At 61.1% G+C, this 18,539-nt stretch carries 15 protein-coding genes; 9 read left to right on the top strand and 6 right to left on the bottom strand.

Going from position 1 to position 18,539, the window contains the following annotated elements:
* Nucleotides 1-55 precede the first annotated feature (55 nt).
* From hslU to PIN01S_RS00730, 5 genes are all read right to left on the bottom strand, one after another.
* Nucleotides 56-1,399 carry an ATP-dependent protease ATPase subunit HslU gene (gene hslU, locus PIN01S_RS00750; protein WP_084332924.1) on the bottom strand — a complete coding sequence of 448 codons (1,344 nt, stop codon included), beginning with the start codon at nt 1,397-1,399 and terminating at the stop codon, nt 56-58.
* A gap of 26 nt (nt 1,400-1,425) precedes the next feature.
* Nucleotides 1,426-1,959, bottom strand: coding sequence for an ATP-dependent protease subunit HslV (hslV, locus tag PIN01S_RS00745; protein WP_084332923.1), 534 nt, complete (start codon nt 1,957-1,959; stop codon nt 1,426-1,428).
* Nucleotides 1,960-2,107: 148 nt separating this feature from the next.
* Complete coding sequence (locus PIN01S_RS00740) at nt 2,108-2,806, bottom strand: SPOR domain-containing protein (RefSeq protein WP_084332922.1); 699 nt, start codon at nt 2,804-2,806, stop codon at nt 2,108-2,110.
* Between the two features lie 18 nt (nt 2,807-2,824).
* On the bottom strand, nt 2,825-4,588 hold the full coding sequence (gene argS, locus PIN01S_RS00735) for an arginine--tRNA ligase (RefSeq protein WP_084332921.1): 1,764 nt from the start codon (nt 4,586-4,588) through the stop codon (nt 2,825-2,827).
* Nucleotides 4,589-4,709: 121 nt separating this feature from the next.
* A complete protein-coding gene (locus tag PIN01S_RS00730; protein WP_169715775.1) occupies nt 4,710-6,917 on the bottom strand; it encodes a primosomal protein N' in 2,208 nt (735 codons plus the stop codon).
* Between the two features lie 191 nt (nt 6,918-7,108).
* Here PIN01S_RS00730 and rpmE point away from each other — a divergent pair, with 191 nt between their 5' ends.
* The 4 genes from rpmE to PIN01S_RS00710 all read left to right on the top strand — a co-directional run bounded on the left by rpmE (nt 7,109) and on the right by PIN01S_RS00710 (nt 10,945).
* A complete protein-coding gene (rpmE, locus tag PIN01S_RS00725; protein WP_084332919.1) occupies nt 7,109-7,321 on the top strand; it encodes a 50S ribosomal protein L31 in 213 nt (70 codons plus the stop codon).
* 25 nt (nt 7,322-7,346) lie between these two features.
* Nucleotides 7,347-8,147, top strand: a complete 801-nt coding sequence (locus PIN01S_RS00720; protein WP_084332918.1) for a thermonuclease family protein — start codon at nt 7,347-7,349, stop codon at nt 8,145-8,147.
* Complete coding sequence (locus tag PIN01S_RS00715; protein ID WP_084332917.1) at nt 8,144-9,577, top strand: M48 family metalloprotease; 1,434 nt, start codon at nt 8,144-8,146, stop codon at nt 9,575-9,577. Before PIN01S_RS00720 ends, PIN01S_RS00715 begins: the two co-directional genes overlap by 4 nt.
* 99 nt (nt 9,578-9,676) lie before the next feature.
* Complete coding sequence (locus tag PIN01S_RS00710) at nt 9,677-10,945, top strand: malic enzyme-like NAD(P)-binding protein (protein WP_084332916.1); 1,269 nt, start codon at nt 9,677-9,679, stop codon at nt 10,943-10,945.
* 62 nt (nt 10,946-11,007) lie between these two features.
* On the opposite strand, the gene PIN01S_RS00705 is transcribed toward PIN01S_RS00710, so the two are convergent.
* Nucleotides 11,008-13,440, bottom strand: a complete 2,433-nt coding sequence (locus PIN01S_RS00705) for a penicillin-binding protein 1A (protein WP_423814494.1) — start codon at nt 13,438-13,440, stop codon at nt 11,008-11,010.
* A gap of 184 nt (nt 13,441-13,624) precedes the next feature.
* On the opposite strand from PIN01S_RS00705, the gene PIN01S_RS00700 reads away from it, so the two are divergent.
* The 5 genes from PIN01S_RS00700 to PIN01S_RS00680 are packed head-to-tail and all read left to right on the top strand — an operon-like array spanning nt 13,625 to nt 18,539.
* On the top strand, nt 13,625-14,689 hold the full coding sequence (locus PIN01S_RS00700) for a pilus assembly protein PilM (protein ID WP_084332914.1): 1,065 nt from the start codon (nt 13,625-13,627) through the stop codon (nt 14,687-14,689).
* A complete protein-coding gene (gene pilN, locus PIN01S_RS00695; protein ID WP_084332913.1) occupies nt 14,689-15,261 on the top strand; it encodes a type 4a pilus biogenesis protein PilN in 573 nt (190 codons plus the stop codon). Before PIN01S_RS00700 ends, pilN begins: the two co-directional genes overlap by 1 nt.
* On the top strand, nt 15,258-15,881 hold the full coding sequence (pilO, locus tag PIN01S_RS00690) for a type 4a pilus biogenesis protein PilO (protein WP_084332912.1): 624 nt from the start codon (nt 15,258-15,260) through the stop codon (nt 15,879-15,881). Before pilN ends, pilO begins: the two co-directional genes overlap by 4 nt.
* Nucleotides 15,878-16,405, top strand: coding sequence for a type 4a pilus biogenesis lipoprotein PilP (gene pilP, locus PIN01S_RS00685; protein WP_084332911.1), 528 nt, complete (start codon nt 15,878-15,880; stop codon nt 16,403-16,405). The genes pilO and pilP overlap by 4 nt, the downstream gene beginning before the upstream one ends.
* 52 nt (nt 16,406-16,457) lie before the next feature.
* Nucleotides 16,458-18,539 (top strand): type IV pilus secretin PilQ, encoded by a 2,082-nt coding sequence (locus PIN01S_RS00680; RefSeq protein WP_084332910.1) that lies wholly within the window; start codon nt 16,458-16,460, stop codon nt 18,537-18,539.

Below are 18,539 nucleotides of genomic sequence, written 5' to 3'. Positions count from 1 at the left end.
GCTACAAGTCGAAGCGGGATGCTTCCGGCTTGTAGCTTGGCGCTTGCAACTGCTCTTAGAGAATATAGCGCGACAGGTCTTCGTCCTGCGCCAGTTCGCCGAGGTGACTGTTGACGTAGGCGGCGTCGATCCGGATCGGCTTGCCGCTGTGCTCGCTGGCCAGGTCGGCGGCGCTGAAGGAGACCTCTTCCAACAGGCGTTCGAGCAGTGTGTGCAGCCGGCGGGCGCCGATGTTCTCGGTCTTCTCGTTGACCTGCCAGGCGATCTCGGCGAGACGCTTGATGCCGTCCTCGACGAATTCGATTTCCAGCCCCTCGGTCTTCAGCAGCTCGCGGTACTGCTCGGTGAGCGAGGCGTGCGGCTCGGTGAGGATGCGCTCGAAGTCCTGCGGCGACAGGGCCTTCAGCTCCACGCGGATCGGCAGGCGGCCCTGCAGCTCCGGCACCAGGTCGCTGGGCTTGGACAGGTGGAAGGCGCCGGAGGCGATGAACAGGATGTGGTCGGTCTTCACCATGCCCAGCTTGGTGTTCACCGTACAGCCTTCGATCAGCGGCAGGAGGTCGCGCTGGACGCCTTCGCGGGAAACGTCGGCACCGCCAACGTTGCCGCGCTTGGCAACCTTGTCGATCTCATCGATGAAGACGATACCGTTTTGCTCCACCGCTTCCAGGGCACGGGCCTTGAGTTCTTCCTCGTTGACCAGGCGTGCCGCCTCTTCGTCGCGGATCAGCTTGAGCGCGTCCCTGACCTTGAGTTTGCGGCTCTTCTTCTTGCCCTTGGCCAAGCCGGAGAAGAGGTTCTGCAACTGGCTGGTCATCTCCTCCATGCCGGGTGGCGCCATGATCTCCACGCCGGAGGGCACGTCAGCCACCTCGATGTCGATTTCCTTGTCATCCAACTGGCCTTCGCGCAGGCGTTTGCGGAACAGTTGGCGGGTGTTCGAATCTTCGCTGCGCACCGGCTCTTCGCTGAAGCCGACCGGTCGCGCCGGCGGAAGCAGAGCATCAAGGATGCGCTCTTCGGCGGCATCTTCGGCGCGGTAACGGACTTTCTGGATTTCCTGTTCGCGGAGCATCTTCACCGCGGCATCGGCGAGGTCGCGGATGATTGACTCCACATCGCGGCCGACATAGCCGACCTCGGTGAACTTGGTCGCCTCGACCTTCAGGAAGGGAGCGTTGGCCAGTTTGGCCAGGCGACGGGCGATCTCGGTCTTGCCGACCCCGGTGGGGCCGATCATCAGGATGTTCTTCGGCGTGACTTCCTGGCGCAGTTCGACGGGCAACTGCATGCGCCGCCAGCGGTTGCGCAGGGCAATGGCCACGGCGCGCTTGGCGTCGTCCTGGCCGATGATATGGCGGTTGAGTTCGTGAACGATCTCGCGGGGCGTCATGGACATGCGTAAGGCTCCAGAGCGGACGCGCCTCAGACGGCGGAGTCCAGCTCCTCGATGGTCAGATTCTGGTTGGTGAAGACGCAGATGGCCCCGGCGATCTTCAAGGCGGTTTCCGCGACTTCGCGGGCGGACAGCGCATCGTTGTGCTGCAGCAGCGCCATGGCCGCGGCCTGGGCGTAACCGCCGCCGGAGCCCATGGCGATCAGGCCGTGCTCGGGTTCGACCACGTCGCCGTTGCCGGTGATGATCAGCGACGCGTCCTTGTTGGCCACGGCGAGCATCGCCTCCAGCCGGCTCAGCGAACGGTCGGTACGCCAATCCTTGGCCAGCTCCACGGCGGCACGGACCAGATGGCCCTGGTGTTTCTCCAACTGGCCTTCGAAGCGCTCGAACAGGGTGAAGGCGTCCGCCGTGGCACCGGCAAAGCCGGCCAGGACCTGGCCGTGGTACAGGTGGCGTACCTTCTTCGCGTTGCCTTTCATGACAGTGTTGCCGAGGGAAACCTGGCCGTCGCCACCCATGACGACTTTGCCGTGGCGGCGGACTGAAACGATGGTGGTCAAGGGACTTACTCCTGCAGACGGCGTTATGCAGGGTATATGGGGCAGGCGGATGAGGGTTTCAAGGCTGGCCGGGTGACAGCGACGGATTGCGTCGCTCCGCTGCCGTGCGGGCCCGGATGGAGCGGGTCGGAGCCCGCTTCCGCTGGGGTCAGCGTACCTGGCGCTGTTGCAGCAACAGGTTGCTGAAACCGTTGGCGCTGAGTTCCTTTTGCGCGCTGTTGAGCTGCTCGCGGTTGGCGAAGGGGCCGACCATTACCCGGTGCCAGGTTTCGTCGCGCACGGTGCCGGATTCCACCTTCACGTTCTGGCCGAGCAGGATGATCTGGGCCCGCACCGCTTCGGCGTCGTCCTTGCGGCGGAACGAGCCGGCCTGCAGGAAGAACTGGGTGACCGGCGCCTTGGCCACGGTGGGCGGCGGCGTGGGCGTGGGAATCGGTGGCGGCGTCTTGCCGTTGAGCAGCGCCTCGGCCTTGGCTGCCTCCTGTTCCGGGGTCAGCTTGACCGGCGGCTGTGTCGGCGGGGGCGTTGGTGCCGGCGTCGGCTCCGGCAGTGCTTCCGGTTGCACGATGACTTCGGATTCGGGCAGCAGCGTGTAGAAGTCGTACTTCGGCTTCTCGGGCTGCGCCGGCTGCGGGGTCTTGGCCGGCTGGCTGGTGGTGCCGGGGCGTGCCTGTTCGGGCTTGGGCCGCTTCACTTCGTTGCGCCCCGGCTCCAGTTTCATCAGGAACACCAGGAAACCGCCGATGGCGAGGCCGCAGACCATCCACACCCAGCCCGGCACCGGTTTGTTCTTGGGTGCCTGATAGCGGCTCGCGCCGCGCTTGGGTGCTGCTTTTTTCTTCGCCATGCGCTTCCGGGCTTCCCTTTACATGCGTTCCAGAGTTTCCAGCCCGAGCAGTTCCAGACCCTGCTTGAGGGTACGGCCGGTCAGCGCCGCGAGGCGCAGGCGGCTCTGCTGTTGTGCCGGCTCCTCCGCGGTGAGGATCGGGCAGTGCTCGTAGAAGCTGGAAAACAGACCGGCCAGATCATACAGATAGGCGCACAACAGGTGCGGGACGCCTTTCTCGGCAACGCTGTTGAGCACTTCGCCGAACTGCGCCAGCTTGGCCGCCAGGGCGATCTCCTGCTCGGCATCCAGGGCGATGTGGCCCTCGATTTCGTCGAAGCCCTTCCCCAATTTGCGGAACACGCTGGCCACGCGGGTATAGGCGTAGAGCAGGTAGGGCGCGGTGTTGCCCTCGAAGCTGAGCATCTGCTCGAAGTTGAAGTTGTAGTCGCTGGTGCGGTGCTTGGAGAGGTCGGCGTACTTCACCGAGTCGATGCCCACGACGCGGCCGATCTGGCGCAGCTCGTCTTCTTTCAGCGGCGTTTCGCCCCGTTCGGCGCGCTGCTGGTTACGCTCCTTCACCAGTTTGTAGGCGCGCTCTTCGGCCTCGTCGAGCAGGTCGATCAGCTTCACCGTGCCGCCGTCGCGGGTCTTGAAGGGACGGCCGTCGGCGCCGTTCATGGTACCGAAGCCCATGTGCTCGAGATCCATGCCGTCATGGACGAAGCCGGCACGGCGTGCCACGGCGAAAGCCATCTGGAAGTGAAGGGCTTGGCGCTGGTCGACGAAATACAGGGCGCGGTCGGCCTTGAGTACGCGGCTGCGGTAGCGCATCGCGGCGAGGTCGGTGGTGGCATAGAGGTAACCGCCGCCGGCCTTCTGCACGATTACCGGCAGCGGATTGCCTTCGGCATTCTTGAATTCGTCGAGGAACACGCACTGGGCGCCCTCGCTCTCGGTGAGCAGGCTGGCGCTGCGCAGGTCGGCGATCACATTGGGCAGGTCGTCGTTGTAGGCGCTTTCGCCCTTGACGTCGGCGGGTGTCAGCTTGACGTTGAGGCGGTCGTAGACCTTCTGGCAATGCGACAGCGAGATGTCGTTGAAGCGGTGCCAGAGACGCAGGCATTCCGCATCGCCCGCCTGCAACTGCACCACCAGTTCGCGGGCGCGGTCGGCGAATTCGCTGGATTCGTCGAAACGCTTCTTCGCGGCGCGATAGAACTGTTCCAGGTCGGACAGCTCGCTCTCGGCGGAGGCCGGGTTTTCCTGCAGGTAGGCCAGCAGCATGCCGAACTGGGTGCCCCAGTCGCCCACGTGGTTCTGGCGGATCACTTCATCGCCGAGGAATTCCAGCACCCGGGCCACGCCGTCGCCAATGATGGTCGAACGCAGGTGGCCAACGTGCATTTCCTTGGCCAGGTTGGGCGCGGACAGGTCCACGACGACCCGCTCCTTCGCTCCGGCCTTGCGTACGCCCAGCTTGGCATCGGCCAATGCGGCTTCGAGGCGCTGGGCGAGGGCGCCGGTGTTCTGGAAGAAATTGAGGAAGCCGGGGCCGGCGATCTCCACCTTGGCCACCTGCTCGTTGGCCGGCAGGGCGGCGATCAGTTTTTCCGCCAGGTCGCGCGGTTTCATCCCAGCCGGTTTGGCCAGCATCATGGCGATGTTGCTGGCGAAATCGCCGTGGCTCTTGTCCTTGGTGTTTTCCACCTGGATCGCCGGGCTCAGCCCTTCGGGCAGAACGCCCTCGCTGGCGAGATGGTTCAGGGCGTGCTGGATCAGCTGGCGAATGGTGTCTTTCATGGTCCGCTCGTTTGGCCGTGGGGACGGCGGCGCCTCGGGGCGCTGGTTGAAAACTGCGCATTATAAAAGCAGCGGCGAGCTGCAAGCCACCTGCGGCGCGCATGCCTTGTGCGGCAAGGGCTCAGAACAGGTCGATCGGGTCCACGTCCAGCGACCAGCGTACCGCGCGGCCGCCAGGCAGGTGTTCGAGTATCGGCAGCCAGGCGTTCATCAGACGATGCAGCGGCGCGCGGGCGTTACCTTGTAGCAGGAGTTGCGCACGATAGCGGCCGGCACGGCGTTCCATCGGCGCCGGAACGGGGCCGAGCAGCTCGATGCTGCCCAGTTGCAGTTCGGCCAGGAGCCGATCGGCTTCCGTACAGGCCTCGTCGAGAAAACCCTCGGCTTGGCCGGGCTTGTGCGCTTCGGCGCGTAGCAGCGCCAGGTGGGTGAACGGTGGCAGGCCGGCGGCGCGGCGCTCGCTCAGGGCCTGCTCGGCGAAGGCGAAGTAGCCCTGTTCGGTGAGTTGCACGAGCAGAGGGTGGTCGGCCAGGTGGGTCTGGATGATGACCTTGCCGGGCTCCTCGGCACGTCCGGCGCGTCCGGCGACCTGAACGATCAATTGGGCCATGCGCTCGCTGGCACGGAAGTCGGCGGAGAACAGTCCCCCGTCGGCATCGAGGATGGCCACCAGGGTGACGCGGGGGAAATGATGTCCCTTGGCGAGCATCTGGGTGCCTACCAGGATGCATGGGTGGCCGCGCTGGATGGTGCCGAACAACTGGTCCATCGCGCCCTTGCGCGACGTACTGTCGCGGTCGATGCGCAGCACCGGGTATTCCGGGAAGAGGATGCGCAGGCGTTCTTCGGCGCGCTCGGTGCCGGCGCCAATCGGGCGCAGGTCCACCTTGCCGCAATCCGGGCAATTGCTCGGTGGGCGCTGCGCGTGACCGCAGTGGTGGCAGCGCAGTTCGCCGGATCGCTGGTGTACGGTCATTCGTGCATCGCAGCGTGGGCACTGGCTGATCCAGCCGCAGTCGTGACAGAGCAGGGTCGGCGCGAAACCCCTGCGGTTGAGGAAGACCAGCACTTGCTGGCCGGCTTCCAGGGTCTGGCCGATGGCCTGTTGCATCGGCCCGGAGATGCCGGAGTCCAGCGGACGGCTCTTCACGTCCAGGCGCAGGAAGCGCGGCTGACGCGCACCGCCGGCGCGCTGGGTGAGCTTGAGCAGGGCATAGCGGCCGGCATAGGCGTTCTGCAGGCTTTCCAGCGAGGGCGTGGCGGAGCCGAGCAGAATCGGCACGTCTTCCTGCCGGGCACGGACCAGAGCGAGATCGCGGGCGTGATAACGCAGCCCTTCCTGCTGTTTATAAGAAGCGTCGTGCTCCTCGTCGACGATGATCAAGCCCGGATGCTTCAGCGGCGTGAACAGCGCCGAACGGGTACCGATGACGATGTCCGCCTCGCCGTCGCGTGCCGCCAGCCAGGCGTCCAGGCGCTCGCGGTCGTTGACGTTGGAGTGCAGCAGGGCGATGCGGGCGTTGAAGCGGCGGGCGAAGCGTTCCAGCGTTTGCGGGCCGAGGTTGATTTCCGGGATCAGTACCAGGGCCTGTTTGCCGGCTTCCAGGGTCTGGCGGATCAATTGCAGGTACACCTCGGTCTTGCCGCTGCCGGTGACGCCGGCCAGCAGGTAGGCGCCGAACCGGCCAAAACCGGCGTGTACCGCCTCGGCGGCGGCGCGCTGTTCGGCGTTCAGCGGCAGTTCGGGCTGCGCCAGCCAGCCACCATGATGCTCGGCAGGCCGATGTCTGCGCACCTCGACGCGCACGAGGCCCTTTTCCAGGAGCAGGTCGAGGCTGTCCTTGTTGATCTGCAGTTTGCCGAGCAGTTGATGCGCCACGCCATGGGGGTGCTGGGCGAGGGTCTGCAGCGCCTGTTTCTGACGCGGAGCCCGCGCCAGGCGCGGGTCATCGAGGCGCACATCCGGCGCCGCGTGCCAGAAACGCTCCTGCCTCGCCTCGGCCGGTTCGCCCTGACGCAGCAGGACGGGCAGCGCCCAGCTCAGGGTGTCGCCCAAGCTGTGTTGGTAGTACTGCGCGGTCCACAGGCACAGCTTGAACAGCGACGCCGGCAATGGCGGGCGCTGGTCGAGCAGTTCGAGGGCGGCCTTGAGTTTGTCGGCGGGCACCTCGCTGTGATCGCTGAGCTCGACCAGGACGCCGACCACCTCGCGCCGGCCGAACGGCACGCGCAGGCGCACCCCGGGCTGCAGCGCTCCGCGCGGTACGCCGGTCGGCGCGCGGTAGTCGAACAGGCGACGCAGCGGCGAGGGCAGGGCAAGACGCAGGATGGGCGAGTGGGGTTGGGCGTCGGGCAAGCGGCGATCCTCGATAAAGGCCGCGATCTTAGCATGGCCCCAAACGACGGCCGGTTACCGCCTCGCTTGCATCGATCCCGTGCTCTGGTATTATCCGCCGCCTATTTCCGTGCGGTATCCGACATAGGGTCGGGTGGCGGCACGCTAGACCTGAGGATCAGACGATGAAACCGGAAATCCATCCCGCGTACGATGAAGTCGTTGCCACCTGCAGCTGCGGCAACGTCATCAAGACCCGTTCAACCCTGTGCAAGCCGATCAGCCTGGACGTGTGCTCCGAGTGCCACCCGTTCTACACCGGCAAGCAGAAAGTGCTGGACACCGGCGGCCGTATCGATCGCTTCAAGCAGCGTTTCGGCGTGTTCGGCGCCAAGTAATCTGGCCCGCGCTACGGGAAGCCTGATGGGTTTTTCCGAGTCGATGAAAAAGGCGTCCCTTGTGGGCGCCTTTTTCGTTTCCGTTCTTTGGTTCTCCCCGGCGATGGCGTTCTGTCCGTCTCCGGGCAAGCTGCCGCAACTGCCGGTGCAGAAGGTGGTGGATGGCGACACCGTGCGCCTCGTCGATGGTCGCAGCATCCGGTTGATCGGCCTGAATGCTCCCGAGCTGGGGCGCAAGGGGCGTTCCGACGAGCCCTTTGCCGAGGCGGCGCGCAAGCGCCTTGCTCAGCTCGTAGCGGCGAACGATGGTCGGGTCGGGCTACGTCCCGGTCGGCAGGCCAAGGACCGCTATGGCCGTACCTTGGCGCATGCTTATGACGCCGGCGGGCGCAATATCGAGGCCGTATTGCTGGCGGAAGGGTTGGGCTTCGCCGTGGCGGTCGAGCCGAACGTGGCCCTGGCGGAGTGTCAGCGTGCCGCCGAGCGGGATGCGCGCGAGGCGCGGCGGGGGCTCTGGCGGCGTGCGCCCTGGCTGGAGGCGGCTGCGCTCGAGCAAAGCGGCTTCGCGTTGATCAGGGGGCGGGTGGCAAAAGTGGAGCGGAATCGCGGAGGTATCTGGCTCGAGATGGAGGGGCCGTTGGTCCTGCGTGTCGAGCCCCGACTGATCGCGTCCTTCGATGAGAAAGTGCTCATGGCATTGGCCGGCCGCGACGTGGAAGTGCGTGGTTGGGTGATGGATAGGTCCCGCAGCGGGGAGGCTAGATCCGGGCAGGCCCGTTGGCTGCTGCCTCTCACTTCTCCCGCGATGCTGGAGGTCGTTCGATGATGCGTCTTTGTGCTCTGCTCCTGGCGCCTTTCATTCTGGCTGGCTGTGCGGTGAATCCGGCGACCGGGCGCACCGATTTCGTGATGATGAGCGAGCGCGAAGAGATCGATCTCGGTCAGCGCTATAGCCAGGAAATCCTCAAGCAGAACCCGCGTTACGCCGATGAGAAACTCCAGGCCTATGTCCAGCAAGTGGGCGAGCGGGTGGCACGGCATGGGCACCGGAGCAGCCTGGCCTATACCTTCACGGTCATCGATAGCCCGGACATCAACGCTTTCGCCTTGCCCGGTGGGCACATCTATATCCATCGCGGGTTGCTCGCCTATCTGAACACCGAGGCGGAGCTGGCGGCCGTGCTGGGGCATGAGATCGGCCATGTCACCGCTCGCCACAGCGTACGCCAGCAGAGCCAGTCGACTGCCTGGGGGTTGTTGGGGCAGGCAGTGGCCATCGGCACCGGAGTCAGTGCCGCGGGCGACCTCACCAATGTGCTGGGCACGGCATTCGTGCGTGGCTACGGTCGGGACATGGAGCTGGAAGCCGACGGGCTCGGTGCCCAGTACCTGGCGCGCAGCGGCTACGATCCGCAGGCGATGATCGAGGTCGTGAAGATCCTGAAGAACCAGGAGACCTTTGCCCGGGATCAAGCGGCGAAGAGCGGCCAGCCGGCTCCTGCCAGTTATCACGGAATCTTCGATACCCACCCGGACAACGACCGTCGTTTGCAACAGGTGATCGGCCCGGCCCAGGCATTGGCGAGCGGGCAGCAGGAAGTTAACCGGGAGGCGTTCCTGAAGGCGCTGGAGGGGTTGCCTTTCGGCGATTCGGAGGCCAGTGGTGTGCGTCGTGGCCAGCAGTTTTATCACGCGGGGCTCGGTTTCACTCTGCGCTTTCCGGATGGCTGGCAGATGGTCAACCGTCCCGATGCCTTGATTGGTCTCTCTCCCGACCAGCAAGCCTTCGTCGCCATGGTGCTCGAGGAGCCCAAGCAAGGGATGACCCCGGCGGAGTTCCTACGTCAGCGCGTTCGGGCACAGCGCCTGGCTCAGGAAGAGCCGCTGCGTCAGGCTGGTCTGGAGGGGCATGCCGCGGTCATACCCGGCAATCCGGCCAAGCGTGTGGCTGTCCTGTACAAGGACGGCCATGCCTTTATCTTCCTGGCAGGTATCAAAGGTCGCGGCTCGCTGGAGAGCGAAGACGCCCGCTTCCTCTCGGTGATCAAGAGCTTCCGCCCGCTTGCGGCTAATGAGCGCAAGCTCGCCGAGCCGTTGCGCGTGCAGCTGGTTCGCGTCACTCCGGGGCAGCGCATGGCGGATATCGCCAAGTCTTCTCGGCTTCCCGGTGACTCGGAGGCCCGTCTCCGCCTTCTCAACAACCTCTACCCAAACGGCGAGCCGCATCCAGGAGACTGGCTTAAAGTCGTACGCTAGGGGCCTTGACACGGGTGACTGAACAGTCTTGTGGGGCCCCTTCATCTTGCGTATGCTCGGCCGCCTGTCTGTTCACCAGCAAAAGCGGAAAATGCCAACATGTCTGACCTGAAAACAGCCGCTCTCGAGTATCACGCCCAGCCCCGTCCCGGGAAGCTGAGCGTCGAGCTGACCAAGCCCACTGCCACTGCCCGTGATCTGTCTCTGGCATACAGCCCGGGTGTCGCCGAGCCGGTACGCGAGATCGCCCGCGATCCGGAACTGGCCTACCGCTATACCGGCAAGGGCAATCTGGTGGCAGTCATCTCCGATGGCACGGCTATTCTCGGTCTGGGCAACCTCGGCCCGCTGGCCTCCAAGCCGGTCATGGAAGGCAAGGGCGTGCTGTTCAAGCGTTTCGCCGGCATCGACGTGTTCGACATCGAAGTCGATGCCGAAAGCCCGCAGGCCTTCATCGACACTGTCAAGCGCATTTCCATCACCTTCGGTGGCATCAACCTGGAAGACATCAAGGCGCCGGAGTGCTTCGAGATCGAGCGCACATTGATCGATCAGTGCGATATCCCGGTCTTCCATGACGACCAGCACGGCACCGCCATCGTAACGGCCGCCGGCATGCTCAATGCGTTGGAAATCTCCGGCAAGACGCTCGAAGCGGCGAAGATCGTCTGCCTGGGCGCCGGCGCTGCGGCGATCTCCTGCATGAAACTGCTGGTGAGCATGGGGGCCAAGGTCGAGAACATCTATATGATCGACCGCAAAGGCGTGATCCATGCCGGTCGCGATGATCTGAACCAGTACAAGGCCGTGTTCGCCCACGAAACTGACAAGCGCACACTGTCCGATGCCCTGGAAGGTGCCGATGTGTTCGTCGGCCTGTCGGGCGCCAACCTGCTGAGCGCCGAAGACCTGAAGCGCATGGCGCCGAACCCGATCGTCTTCGCCTGCTCCAACCCGGACCCGGAAATCAAGCCGGAGCTGGCCCATGAAACCCGCAATGACGTGATCATGGCCACCGGTCGTTCGGACTATCCGAACCAGGTGAACAACGTGCTCGGCTTCCCCTTCATCTTCCGTGGTGCGCTCGATGTTCGCGCGACCCGCATCAACGAAGAAATGAAGATTGCCGCCGCCCTGGCGTTGCGCGACCTGGCCAAGCTGCCGGTTCCGCAGGAAGTCTGCGACGCCTACGGTGGCATCAAGCTGGAGTTCGGTCGCGAGTACATCATTCCGAAGCCGATGGATGCTCGTCTGATTACCGTGGTGTGCGACGCCGTGGCCAAGGCTGCGATCGAGAGCGGCGTAGCCACTCTGCCGTATCCGAAGCACTACCCGCTGAAGTCGGTGGACGACGTCTTCAACGGCTAAGCTGCCAAGCTCTCAAAACAAAACCCCGCTTCGGCGGGGTTTTGTTTTTATGGGGCTGTCTATCAGAACAGATCGATGGGTGCGGCTTCGTCGGCGGGTAGCGGGCTGCCCGGGAAGCCCATGCCTGGTTCGAGTTCGTTCATGGGCGGGGGCGAATCCTCGCTCTTGAACAGTTCGAAGTAGGCGTTGGGCGAGCCCGGTGAGGCTGCACGACCGGTGATCGGGTCAATGCGCAGTGTAAGCAGACCCTCCGGCTCGGGCTGGACGTGCTCCGGCTTTTCCTTGAGTGCGGCGCTCATGAAATCGATCCAGATCGGCAAGGCAACGGTCCCGCCGTACTCATTGCGCCCCAGGCTTTCCGGCTGATCGAAGCCGGCCCAGACCGTCGTGACCAAGTCTGCGTTGTAGCCGGAGAACCAGCTGTCCTTGGATTCGTTGGTGGTGCCGGTCTTGCCGGCTATGTCGCCTCGCTTCATGCTCAGCGCCCTGCGTCCGGTGCCGCGCTTGATCACATCCTGCAGCATGCTGGTCATGATGTAGGTGGTGCGTGGGTCTACCACGCGTTCGGCTATGGCCGGTTCGGCGGGGACGGCGGGGCTGTTACTCACCTGGGTGATAGTGGCTTCCCTTTCTTCGGAGGGCTCCGGCTGTTGGGCCATGTTCTCTTCGGTTGGGACGCTCGGCGGGTTGGCTACATAAAGAGGCTCGCCTTCCCGGCTTTCAATTCGCTCGATCAGGTAGGGCTGCACTTTGTAGCCGCCATTGGCGAAGACGGTCCAGCCGCCGGCTACTTCCAGAGGGGTCAGGTTGGCGGTACCCAGCGCGAGGGACAGATTGCGCGGGAGCTCCTGCCTGTTGAAGCCGAACCGGGTCACGTAGTCCAGCGCATAGTCGATGCCGATGGTCTGGAGCAGGCGAATGGAAACCAGGTTGCGGGACTTGTAGAGCGCCTCGCGCAACCGGATCGGGCCGAGGAAGGTGTTGTTGTCGTTCTTCGGTCGCCAGGCCTCTTCCATGCCAGCTTCATGGAACACGATGGGAGCATCGTTGACCATGGTCGCCGCGGTGAAGCCACTGTCCAGTGCTGCTGTATAAAGGAAGGGCTTGAAGCTCGAGCCGGGCTGGCGCTTGGCTTGGGCCGCCCGGTTGTAGTTGCTCTGTTCGAAGGAGAAGCCTCCGACCAGTGCACGGATGGCACCATTCTGCGGGTCCAGGGAAACCAGCGCGCTTTGGGCCGAGGGCACCTGGCTGAATAGCAGGCTGCCTTCTTCGCTACGCTGCACGCGAATCAGATCGCCGGGTTGCACGACATCGGCAGGAGATTGCGGGCGGGGCCCAAGGCTGTTGGTGTTGAGATAGGGGCGCGCCCATTTCATGCTGTCCCAGGCGACGGCTTCTTCCTCGCCATTACGGGTCAGTACGAGGATGCCGCTCTTCTCGACCTGTGTGACGATGGCCGGCTCGAGGCCATTGATGGTGCGGTGCTTGCTCAACTCCTGCTGCCACGCTTCCCGCGTCATGTTCGGCAGGCGGGTTTCCGGTCCCCTGTAGCCATGTCGCTGGTCGTAGCTGATCAAGCCTTCGCGCAGGGCGCGATTGGCCGCCTGCTGGAGGTCGCTGGGCACCGTCGTTGTCACGCGGAAGCCTTCGGTGTAGGCGTCGCTGCCATAGCGTCCGACCATTTCGGCGCGCGCCATCTCGGCAACATAGGGGGCGCTCAGTTCCGGTGTGGGGACGTGGTAGCTGGCATCGATAGGCTCTGCCAATGCGGCCTGGTAACTCGCTTCGTCGATTTTTCCGAGGCGGTACATACGGCCGAGAATCCAGTCGCGGCGTTCCTTGGCGCGGGTCGGGTTGACCAGGGGGTTGAAGCGCGAGGGGGCTTTCGGCAGACCGGCGATCGTCGCCATCTGCGCCAGGCTCAAGTCTCGGATGGATTTGCCGTAATAGACTTGGGCGGCAGCTTCGATTCCGTAGGCGCGATTGCCCAGATAGATCTTGTTGACGTAGAGCTCGAGAATCTCGTCCTTGCTCAGTTCGCGCTCGATCTGCAGGGCCAGGAGGATCTCGTTGATCTTGCGTGAAAAGCTCCGCTCGCTGGTGAGGAAGTAGTTCTTCGCCACCTGCATGGTGATGGTGCTACCGCCCGTCTGGATGTGGCCGCTTTTCAATAATTGAGTGGCAGCACGCATCAGGCTGGTCACGTCGACGCCATAATGGTTGGCGAAGTTGTCGTCCTCGGCAGAAAGCAGTGCCTGGATGAACTCTTGTGGTATGTCCGCGAAATGAATGGGCGAACGGCGCATCTCCCCGAATTCTGCGATCAGCTTGGCATCGCTGCTATAAACCCGAAGCGGGATTTGCAGCTGAATGCTACGAAGGGAATCGACTGAAGGGAGACTAGGGCTGAGGTAGAGGAATGCGCCGCTGAAACTGAGCAGTAGCCCACAAAAAACAGCGACGAAAGACCACCAGAAAAACTTCAACAAACGCATCAAGGTTTTTGGATTTCCAGATAAAAGAATGGGTTAAGCGGAAGACAAAGCTAAAAGGGAAAAGCTGTTCACATTATAAGCGCTTTTTCCTCCAGGTAGCCATTTGCGCTTCTGTCAAGACTGTTATTTAATGTGGAAAAACATAAATAGTCCGTAAGTCTCGGATGCAGATAGGAAATCGGTCGTGCTAGGGCTCTTCACTAAGAAAGCGAATTCGCTGCTGGGGATCGATATCAGTTCGACCTCGGTCAAGCTCCTTGAATTGAGTCGCTCAGGCAGCCGCTACAAAGTAGAGGCTTACGCCGTCGAGCCGCTCCCACCCAATGCGGTCGTCGAGAAGAACATCGCCGAACTGGAAGGTGTCGGTCAGGCTTTGTCTCGCGTCCTGGCTAAAGCCAAGACCGGCGTCAAGACGGTCGCCGTCGCCGTCGCCGGTTCTGCGGTGATCACCAAGACCGTCGAGATGGAAGCCGGGCTTTCCGATGATGAGCTGGAAACTCAGCTGAAGATCGAGGCTGACCAGTACATTCCATATCCGCTGGAAGAGGTGGCCATCGACTTTGAAGTCCAGGGCCCTTCTCCACGCAATCCCGATCGCGTCGAAGTGCTTCTTGCGGCCTGCCGTAAAGAGAACGTGGAGGTCCGCGAGGCCGCCTTGGCGCTTGCCGGTCTGACGGCGAAGGTCGTCGATGTCGAGGCTTATGCGCTGGAGCGTGCCTACGGATTGCTCGAGGCGCAACTCGGCAATGGTCATGACGAATTGACCGTCGCGGTAGTTGATATCGGCGCCACCATGACCACGCTGAGCGTGCTGCATAACGGGCGCACCATCTATACGCGCGAGCAGCTTTTCGGTGGCCGGCAACTGACGGAGGAAATCCAGCGTCGCTATGGCCTCTCCGTGGAAGAGGCCGGACTCGCCAAGAAGCAGGGCGGTCTTCCGGACGATTACGAGAGCGAGGTCTTGCAGCCTTTCAAGGAGGCGGTGGTCCAACAGGTTTCTCGTTCCCTGCAGTTCTTCTTCGCTGCGGGTCAATTCAATGATGTCGACTACATTCTCCTGGCCGGCGGGACTGCTTCGATTCCCGACCTGGATCGTCTGATCCAGCAGAAGATCGGCACTCCGACCCTGGTCGCGAACCCCTTCGCTGACATGGCATTGAGTGGCAAGGTCAATGCGGGCGCGCTGGCGAGCGATGCCCCGGCATTGATGATTGCGTGTGGCTTGGCGATGAGGAGTTTCGACTGATGGCGCGCATCAACCTACTTCCTTGGCGCGAACAGCTACGCGAAGAACGAAAGCAGCAGTTTCTGGTAACCCTGGCGGGCGTTCTGATCGCTTCCGGTGCACTGGTGTTTCTGGGTGATCAGTATCTGAACAGCGCCATCGAGAACCAGAATGCACGCAATGCATTCATTCAGAAGGAGATTGCTGTCCTCGATGCGCGCATCAAGGAAATCAGCGAGCTAAAGACGCGCCGTCAGCAACTGCTGGAGCGGATGAAGATCATTCAGGATCTGCAGGGTAACCGGCCGATCATTGGCCGTGTATTCGATCAACTGGTTCGTACATTGCCTGACGGTGTTTATTTCACTGGCTTGAAGATGACTGACAAAACGATCGCCATCGTCGGGGCTGCCGAATCCAACAATCGGGTCTCCAACTTGATGCGTAACCTCGATGCATCCGAATGGCTCGAGGCGCCAAATCTGACCGAGGTGAAAGCCATTACGGCAGGTGGAGTGGATCAGGCGAACGTATTCCAGCTGACCGTACAGCAGACGCAGCCGTCCCTCGAAGCAGAAGGAGCCAAGAAATGAGTCTGGCCGATTCGCTTGAAAGTCTGAAAAAGGTCGATCTTTCAGACCTCGATGTTAATAACCTGGGGTCGTGGCCGGCTCCGGTTAAGGTCATCACTTGTATTTTGTTGATCGTTGCCGTTCTTGCGCTGGGCTACAACTTTCATTTGAAGGACCTGCAGGCGCAGCTTGAGCAGCAACAGGCGCAAGAGGAAACGCTGAAACAGCAGTTTTCCACCAAGGCATTCCAAGCTGCCAATCTCGAGGCTTACAAAGATCAGATGAAGGAGATGGAAGAGTCCTTCGGGGCCCTTTTGCGGCAGCTACCCAGCGACACTGAAGTTCCGGGTCTGCTTGAGGATATTACCCGTACGGGCCTGGGCAGTGGTCTGGAGTTCGAGGAGATCAAGCTCCAACCGGAATCGGTCAAGCAGTTCTATATCGAATTGCCGATTCAGATCGTGGTGGTCGGTGGGTACCATGATCTGGCTACCTTTGTGAGTGGTGTTGCCAGCTTGCCGCGAATTGTGACGCTGCACGACTTCGAAATTAAGCCTGTCGATAAGGACAGTGTTTCGAAATTGCGGATGAGCATCGTTGCAAAGACGTATCGCTATAACGACAAGGGGCAGCAGCAATGAAGACCGCCCGCCTGATATTTGCTGGTCTGTTATTGGCTGGCCTCTCCGGATGTGATGCGGGGGGGGACTTCAGCGATTTGCAGGCTTACATGGATGAAGTTCGTGCGCGGCCTAAAGGTGCCATCGAGCCTCTGCCGAAATTCCAACCTTATGAAGCGTTCACCTATAGTGCTGCATCGCTACGAAGCCCTTTCCAGCCGCCAGTGAAGATCGATCTGGCCAGCCAGAAGAAGGGTTCGAAAGACATCAAGCCGGATGAGACCCGCGTTAAACAGTTCCTCGAAGGGTTCAACATCGAAACCTTCGTGATGGTCGGCACGCTCTCGAACGAAGCTGGAATGTTTGCTTTGGTTCAAGGCGCGGGTGGGGTCCATCGGGTTAAGGTTGGCGATTATCTGGGGCGCAACCATGGTCGCATCGTTGCCATCAATGAGGGGCAGATCGACGTGGTCGAGATCGTTCCGGATGGTGAAGGCGGCTGGCTGGAACGTCCGCGGAGTCTCACTCTGAAAGAACGCTCCTGAGGGCGGGACCAAGATGAAAAATAATCAGCGATCTGCACAACGGAATCAGATAATGAACAGTTCCCTTTCGTTCCTCGGCATATCTCTCATGGCCGCCCTGATGTCGCCAGCACTGCTGGCGGCAGATCTAAAAGCTCTGGATGTTGCGGCATTACCGGGTGATAAGGTCGAGCTTAAGCTGGTTTTCGATGAGCCGGTTCAGGCGCCGCGTGGCTACACTATTGAACAGCCGGCGCGCATCGCACTCGACCTACCGGGTGTGAGCAACAAGTTGGGTGCCAAAAACAAGGAAATCGGTGTGGGTAACGCTCGTAGCGTTACCGTGGTCGAAGCGAAAGACCGTACCCGGCTGATCATCAATCTGACGACGCTTGCGCCGTACAGCACCCGTGTCGAAGGTAATAACCTTTTTGTCGTAGTTGGCGAAAGTGTCGTTCCCACGACGGCCGCCCGTCCTGCCGTTTCGGCGCCTGCTCCTGTTCAATCGGTCACCAAGCCTTATATCCCGGTCGGGCGCGCAATCAGCAATGTCGACTTCCAACGTGGTGAACAGGGTGAGGGTAATGTTGTCATTGAGCTCTCCGACCCGTCCGTTAGCCCGGATATTCAGGAGCAGGGCGGCAAGATTCGGCTGGATTTCCCTAAGACCCAGCTTCCTGAACAGTTGCGAGTTCGTCTCGATGTGAAGGATTTCGCCACACCTGTCCAGTTCGTCAGTGCGACCGCTCAGGCCGACAAGTCTACGATTACCATCGAGCCGACGGGTTTCTATGACTACTTGGCGTATCAGGCTGATAACAAATTGACGATCAGCGTCAAACCGCTGACTCAGGATGACTTGGAAAAACGTAAAGCGGAACGGTTCACTTACTCCGGTGAGAAGTTGTCCTTGAATTTTCAGGATATTGACGTTCGCTCGGTTCTGCAATTGATCGCCGACTTTACCGACCTCAATCTGGTAGCGAGCGATACCGTTCAAGGCAATATCACGTTGCGTCTTCAGAACGTTCCATGGGATCAGGCTCTGGATCTCGTCCTCAAGACCAAGGGGCTGGATAAGCGCAAGATTGGCAATGTGCTGATGGTCGCTCCGGCTGACGAAATTGCAGCTCGCGAGCGGCAAGAACTGGAGGCGCAGAAGCAGGTTGCCGAGTTGGCTCCTCTTAAAAAGGACATCATTCAGCTGAATTATGCGAAGGCTTCCGATATTGCGAAGCTTTATGAGGACGATGCTGCCAAAGGAACGCTGAAAGATGATATGAGGGGGTCGGTCATTTTTGATGATAGGACCAATAGCCTCATTGTGACGTTGACGCAGGAGCGTATTGATGAGTTGCGTCGAATTATTACTCAGTTGGATATTCCTGTTCGGCAGGTAATGATTGAGGCTCGCATTGTTGAAGCTAATGTCGACTATGATAAAAGTTTAGGTGTGCGTTGGGGTGGGTCAATCAATCCCAATGGTGGCAATTGGACTGTCTATGGTAATGATGATAATGGGGATGAAGCAGGTAATACCGGTGACGATCTGACTCGTAATATTCCGTTCGTTGATATGGGAGCTGATAACGTAACATCAGGTATTGGTATCGGTTTTGTAACCAATAACGTTTTGCTTGACCTTGAGCTGTCTGCAATGGAAAAAACCGGCAACGGCGAAGTGATTTCCCAGCCGAAAGTGGTTACTTCGGACAAGGAAACGGCCAAGATCCTGAAAGGATCCGAAATTCCTTATCAAGAAGCCAGTTCGAGTGGCGCTACTAGCGTTTCGTTCAAAGAGGCTGCACTTTCTCTGGAAGTTACTCCTCAGATCACACCGGATAATCGGGTGATCATGGAGGTAAAAGTAACCAAGGATGCCCCGGACTTTGCCAACGCGCTCAATGGTGTTCCGCCTATCGATAAGAATGAGGTCAATGCCAAGGTATTGGTTACTGATGGCGAGACCATCGTAATCGGTGGGGTATTCTCGAATACTCAGCAAAAAAGTGTGGATAAGGTTCCCTTCCTTGGTGATCTGCCTTATCTCGGTCGACTGTTCCGCCGCGATACCGTTACGGATAGCAAATCCGAGCTGCTCATTTTCCTCACTCCGCGTATCATGAATAATCAGGCTATTGCTGTGAGTCGTTGA

This window comes from Pseudomonas indica NBRC 103045 (assembly GCF_002091635.1).
Lineage (GTDB): Bacteria > Pseudomonadota > Gammaproteobacteria > Pseudomonadales > Pseudomonadaceae > Pseudomonas_M > Pseudomonas_M indica.
Note: the sequence above shows the minus strand (reverse complement) of the source record. Positions and strands in the feature narration are given on the sequence as shown.

Coding starts and splice junctions, on each gene's coding strand:
- PIN01S_RS00710 (WP_084332916.1), top strand. CDS start 9,677: ATGTCTGACCTGAAAACAGCCGCTCTCGAGTATCACGCCCAGCCCCGT.
- PIN01S_RS00680 (WP_084332910.1), top strand. CDS start 16,458: ATGAACAGTTCCCTTTCGTTCCTCGGCATATCTCTCATGGCCGCCCTG.
- pilN (WP_084332913.1), top strand. CDS start 14,689: ATGGCGCGCATCAACCTACTTCCTTGGCGCGAACAGCTACGCGAAGAA.
- pilP (WP_084332911.1), top strand. CDS start 15,878: ATGAAGACCGCCCGCCTGATATTTGCTGGTCTGTTATTGGCTGGCCTC.
- PIN01S_RS00740 (WP_084332922.1), bottom strand. CDS start 2,806: ATGGCGAAGAAAAAAGCAGCACCCAAGCGCGGCGCGAGCCGCTATCAG.
- PIN01S_RS00705 (WP_423814494.1), bottom strand. CDS start 13,440: ATGCGTTTGTTGAAGTTTTTCTGGTGGTCTTTCGTCGCTGTTTTTTGT.
- PIN01S_RS00715 (WP_084332917.1), top strand. CDS start 8,144: ATGATGCGTCTTTGTGCTCTGCTCCTGGCGCCTTTCATTCTGGCTGGC.
- hslU (WP_084332924.1), bottom strand. CDS start 1,399: ATGTCCATGACGCCCCGCGAGATCGTTCACGAACTCAACCGCCATATC.
- argS (WP_084332921.1), bottom strand. CDS start 4,588: ATGAAAGACACCATTCGCCAGCTGATCCAGCACGCCCTGAACCATCTC.
- pilO (WP_084332912.1), top strand. CDS start 15,258: ATGAGTCTGGCCGATTCGCTTGAAAGTCTGAAAAAGGTCGATCTTTCA.
- rpmE (WP_084332919.1), top strand. CDS start 7,109: ATGAAACCGGAAATCCATCCCGCGTACGATGAAGTCGTTGCCACCTGC.
- PIN01S_RS00720 (WP_084332918.1), top strand. CDS start 7,347: ATGGGTTTTTCCGAGTCGATGAAAAAGGCGTCCCTTGTGGGCGCCTTT.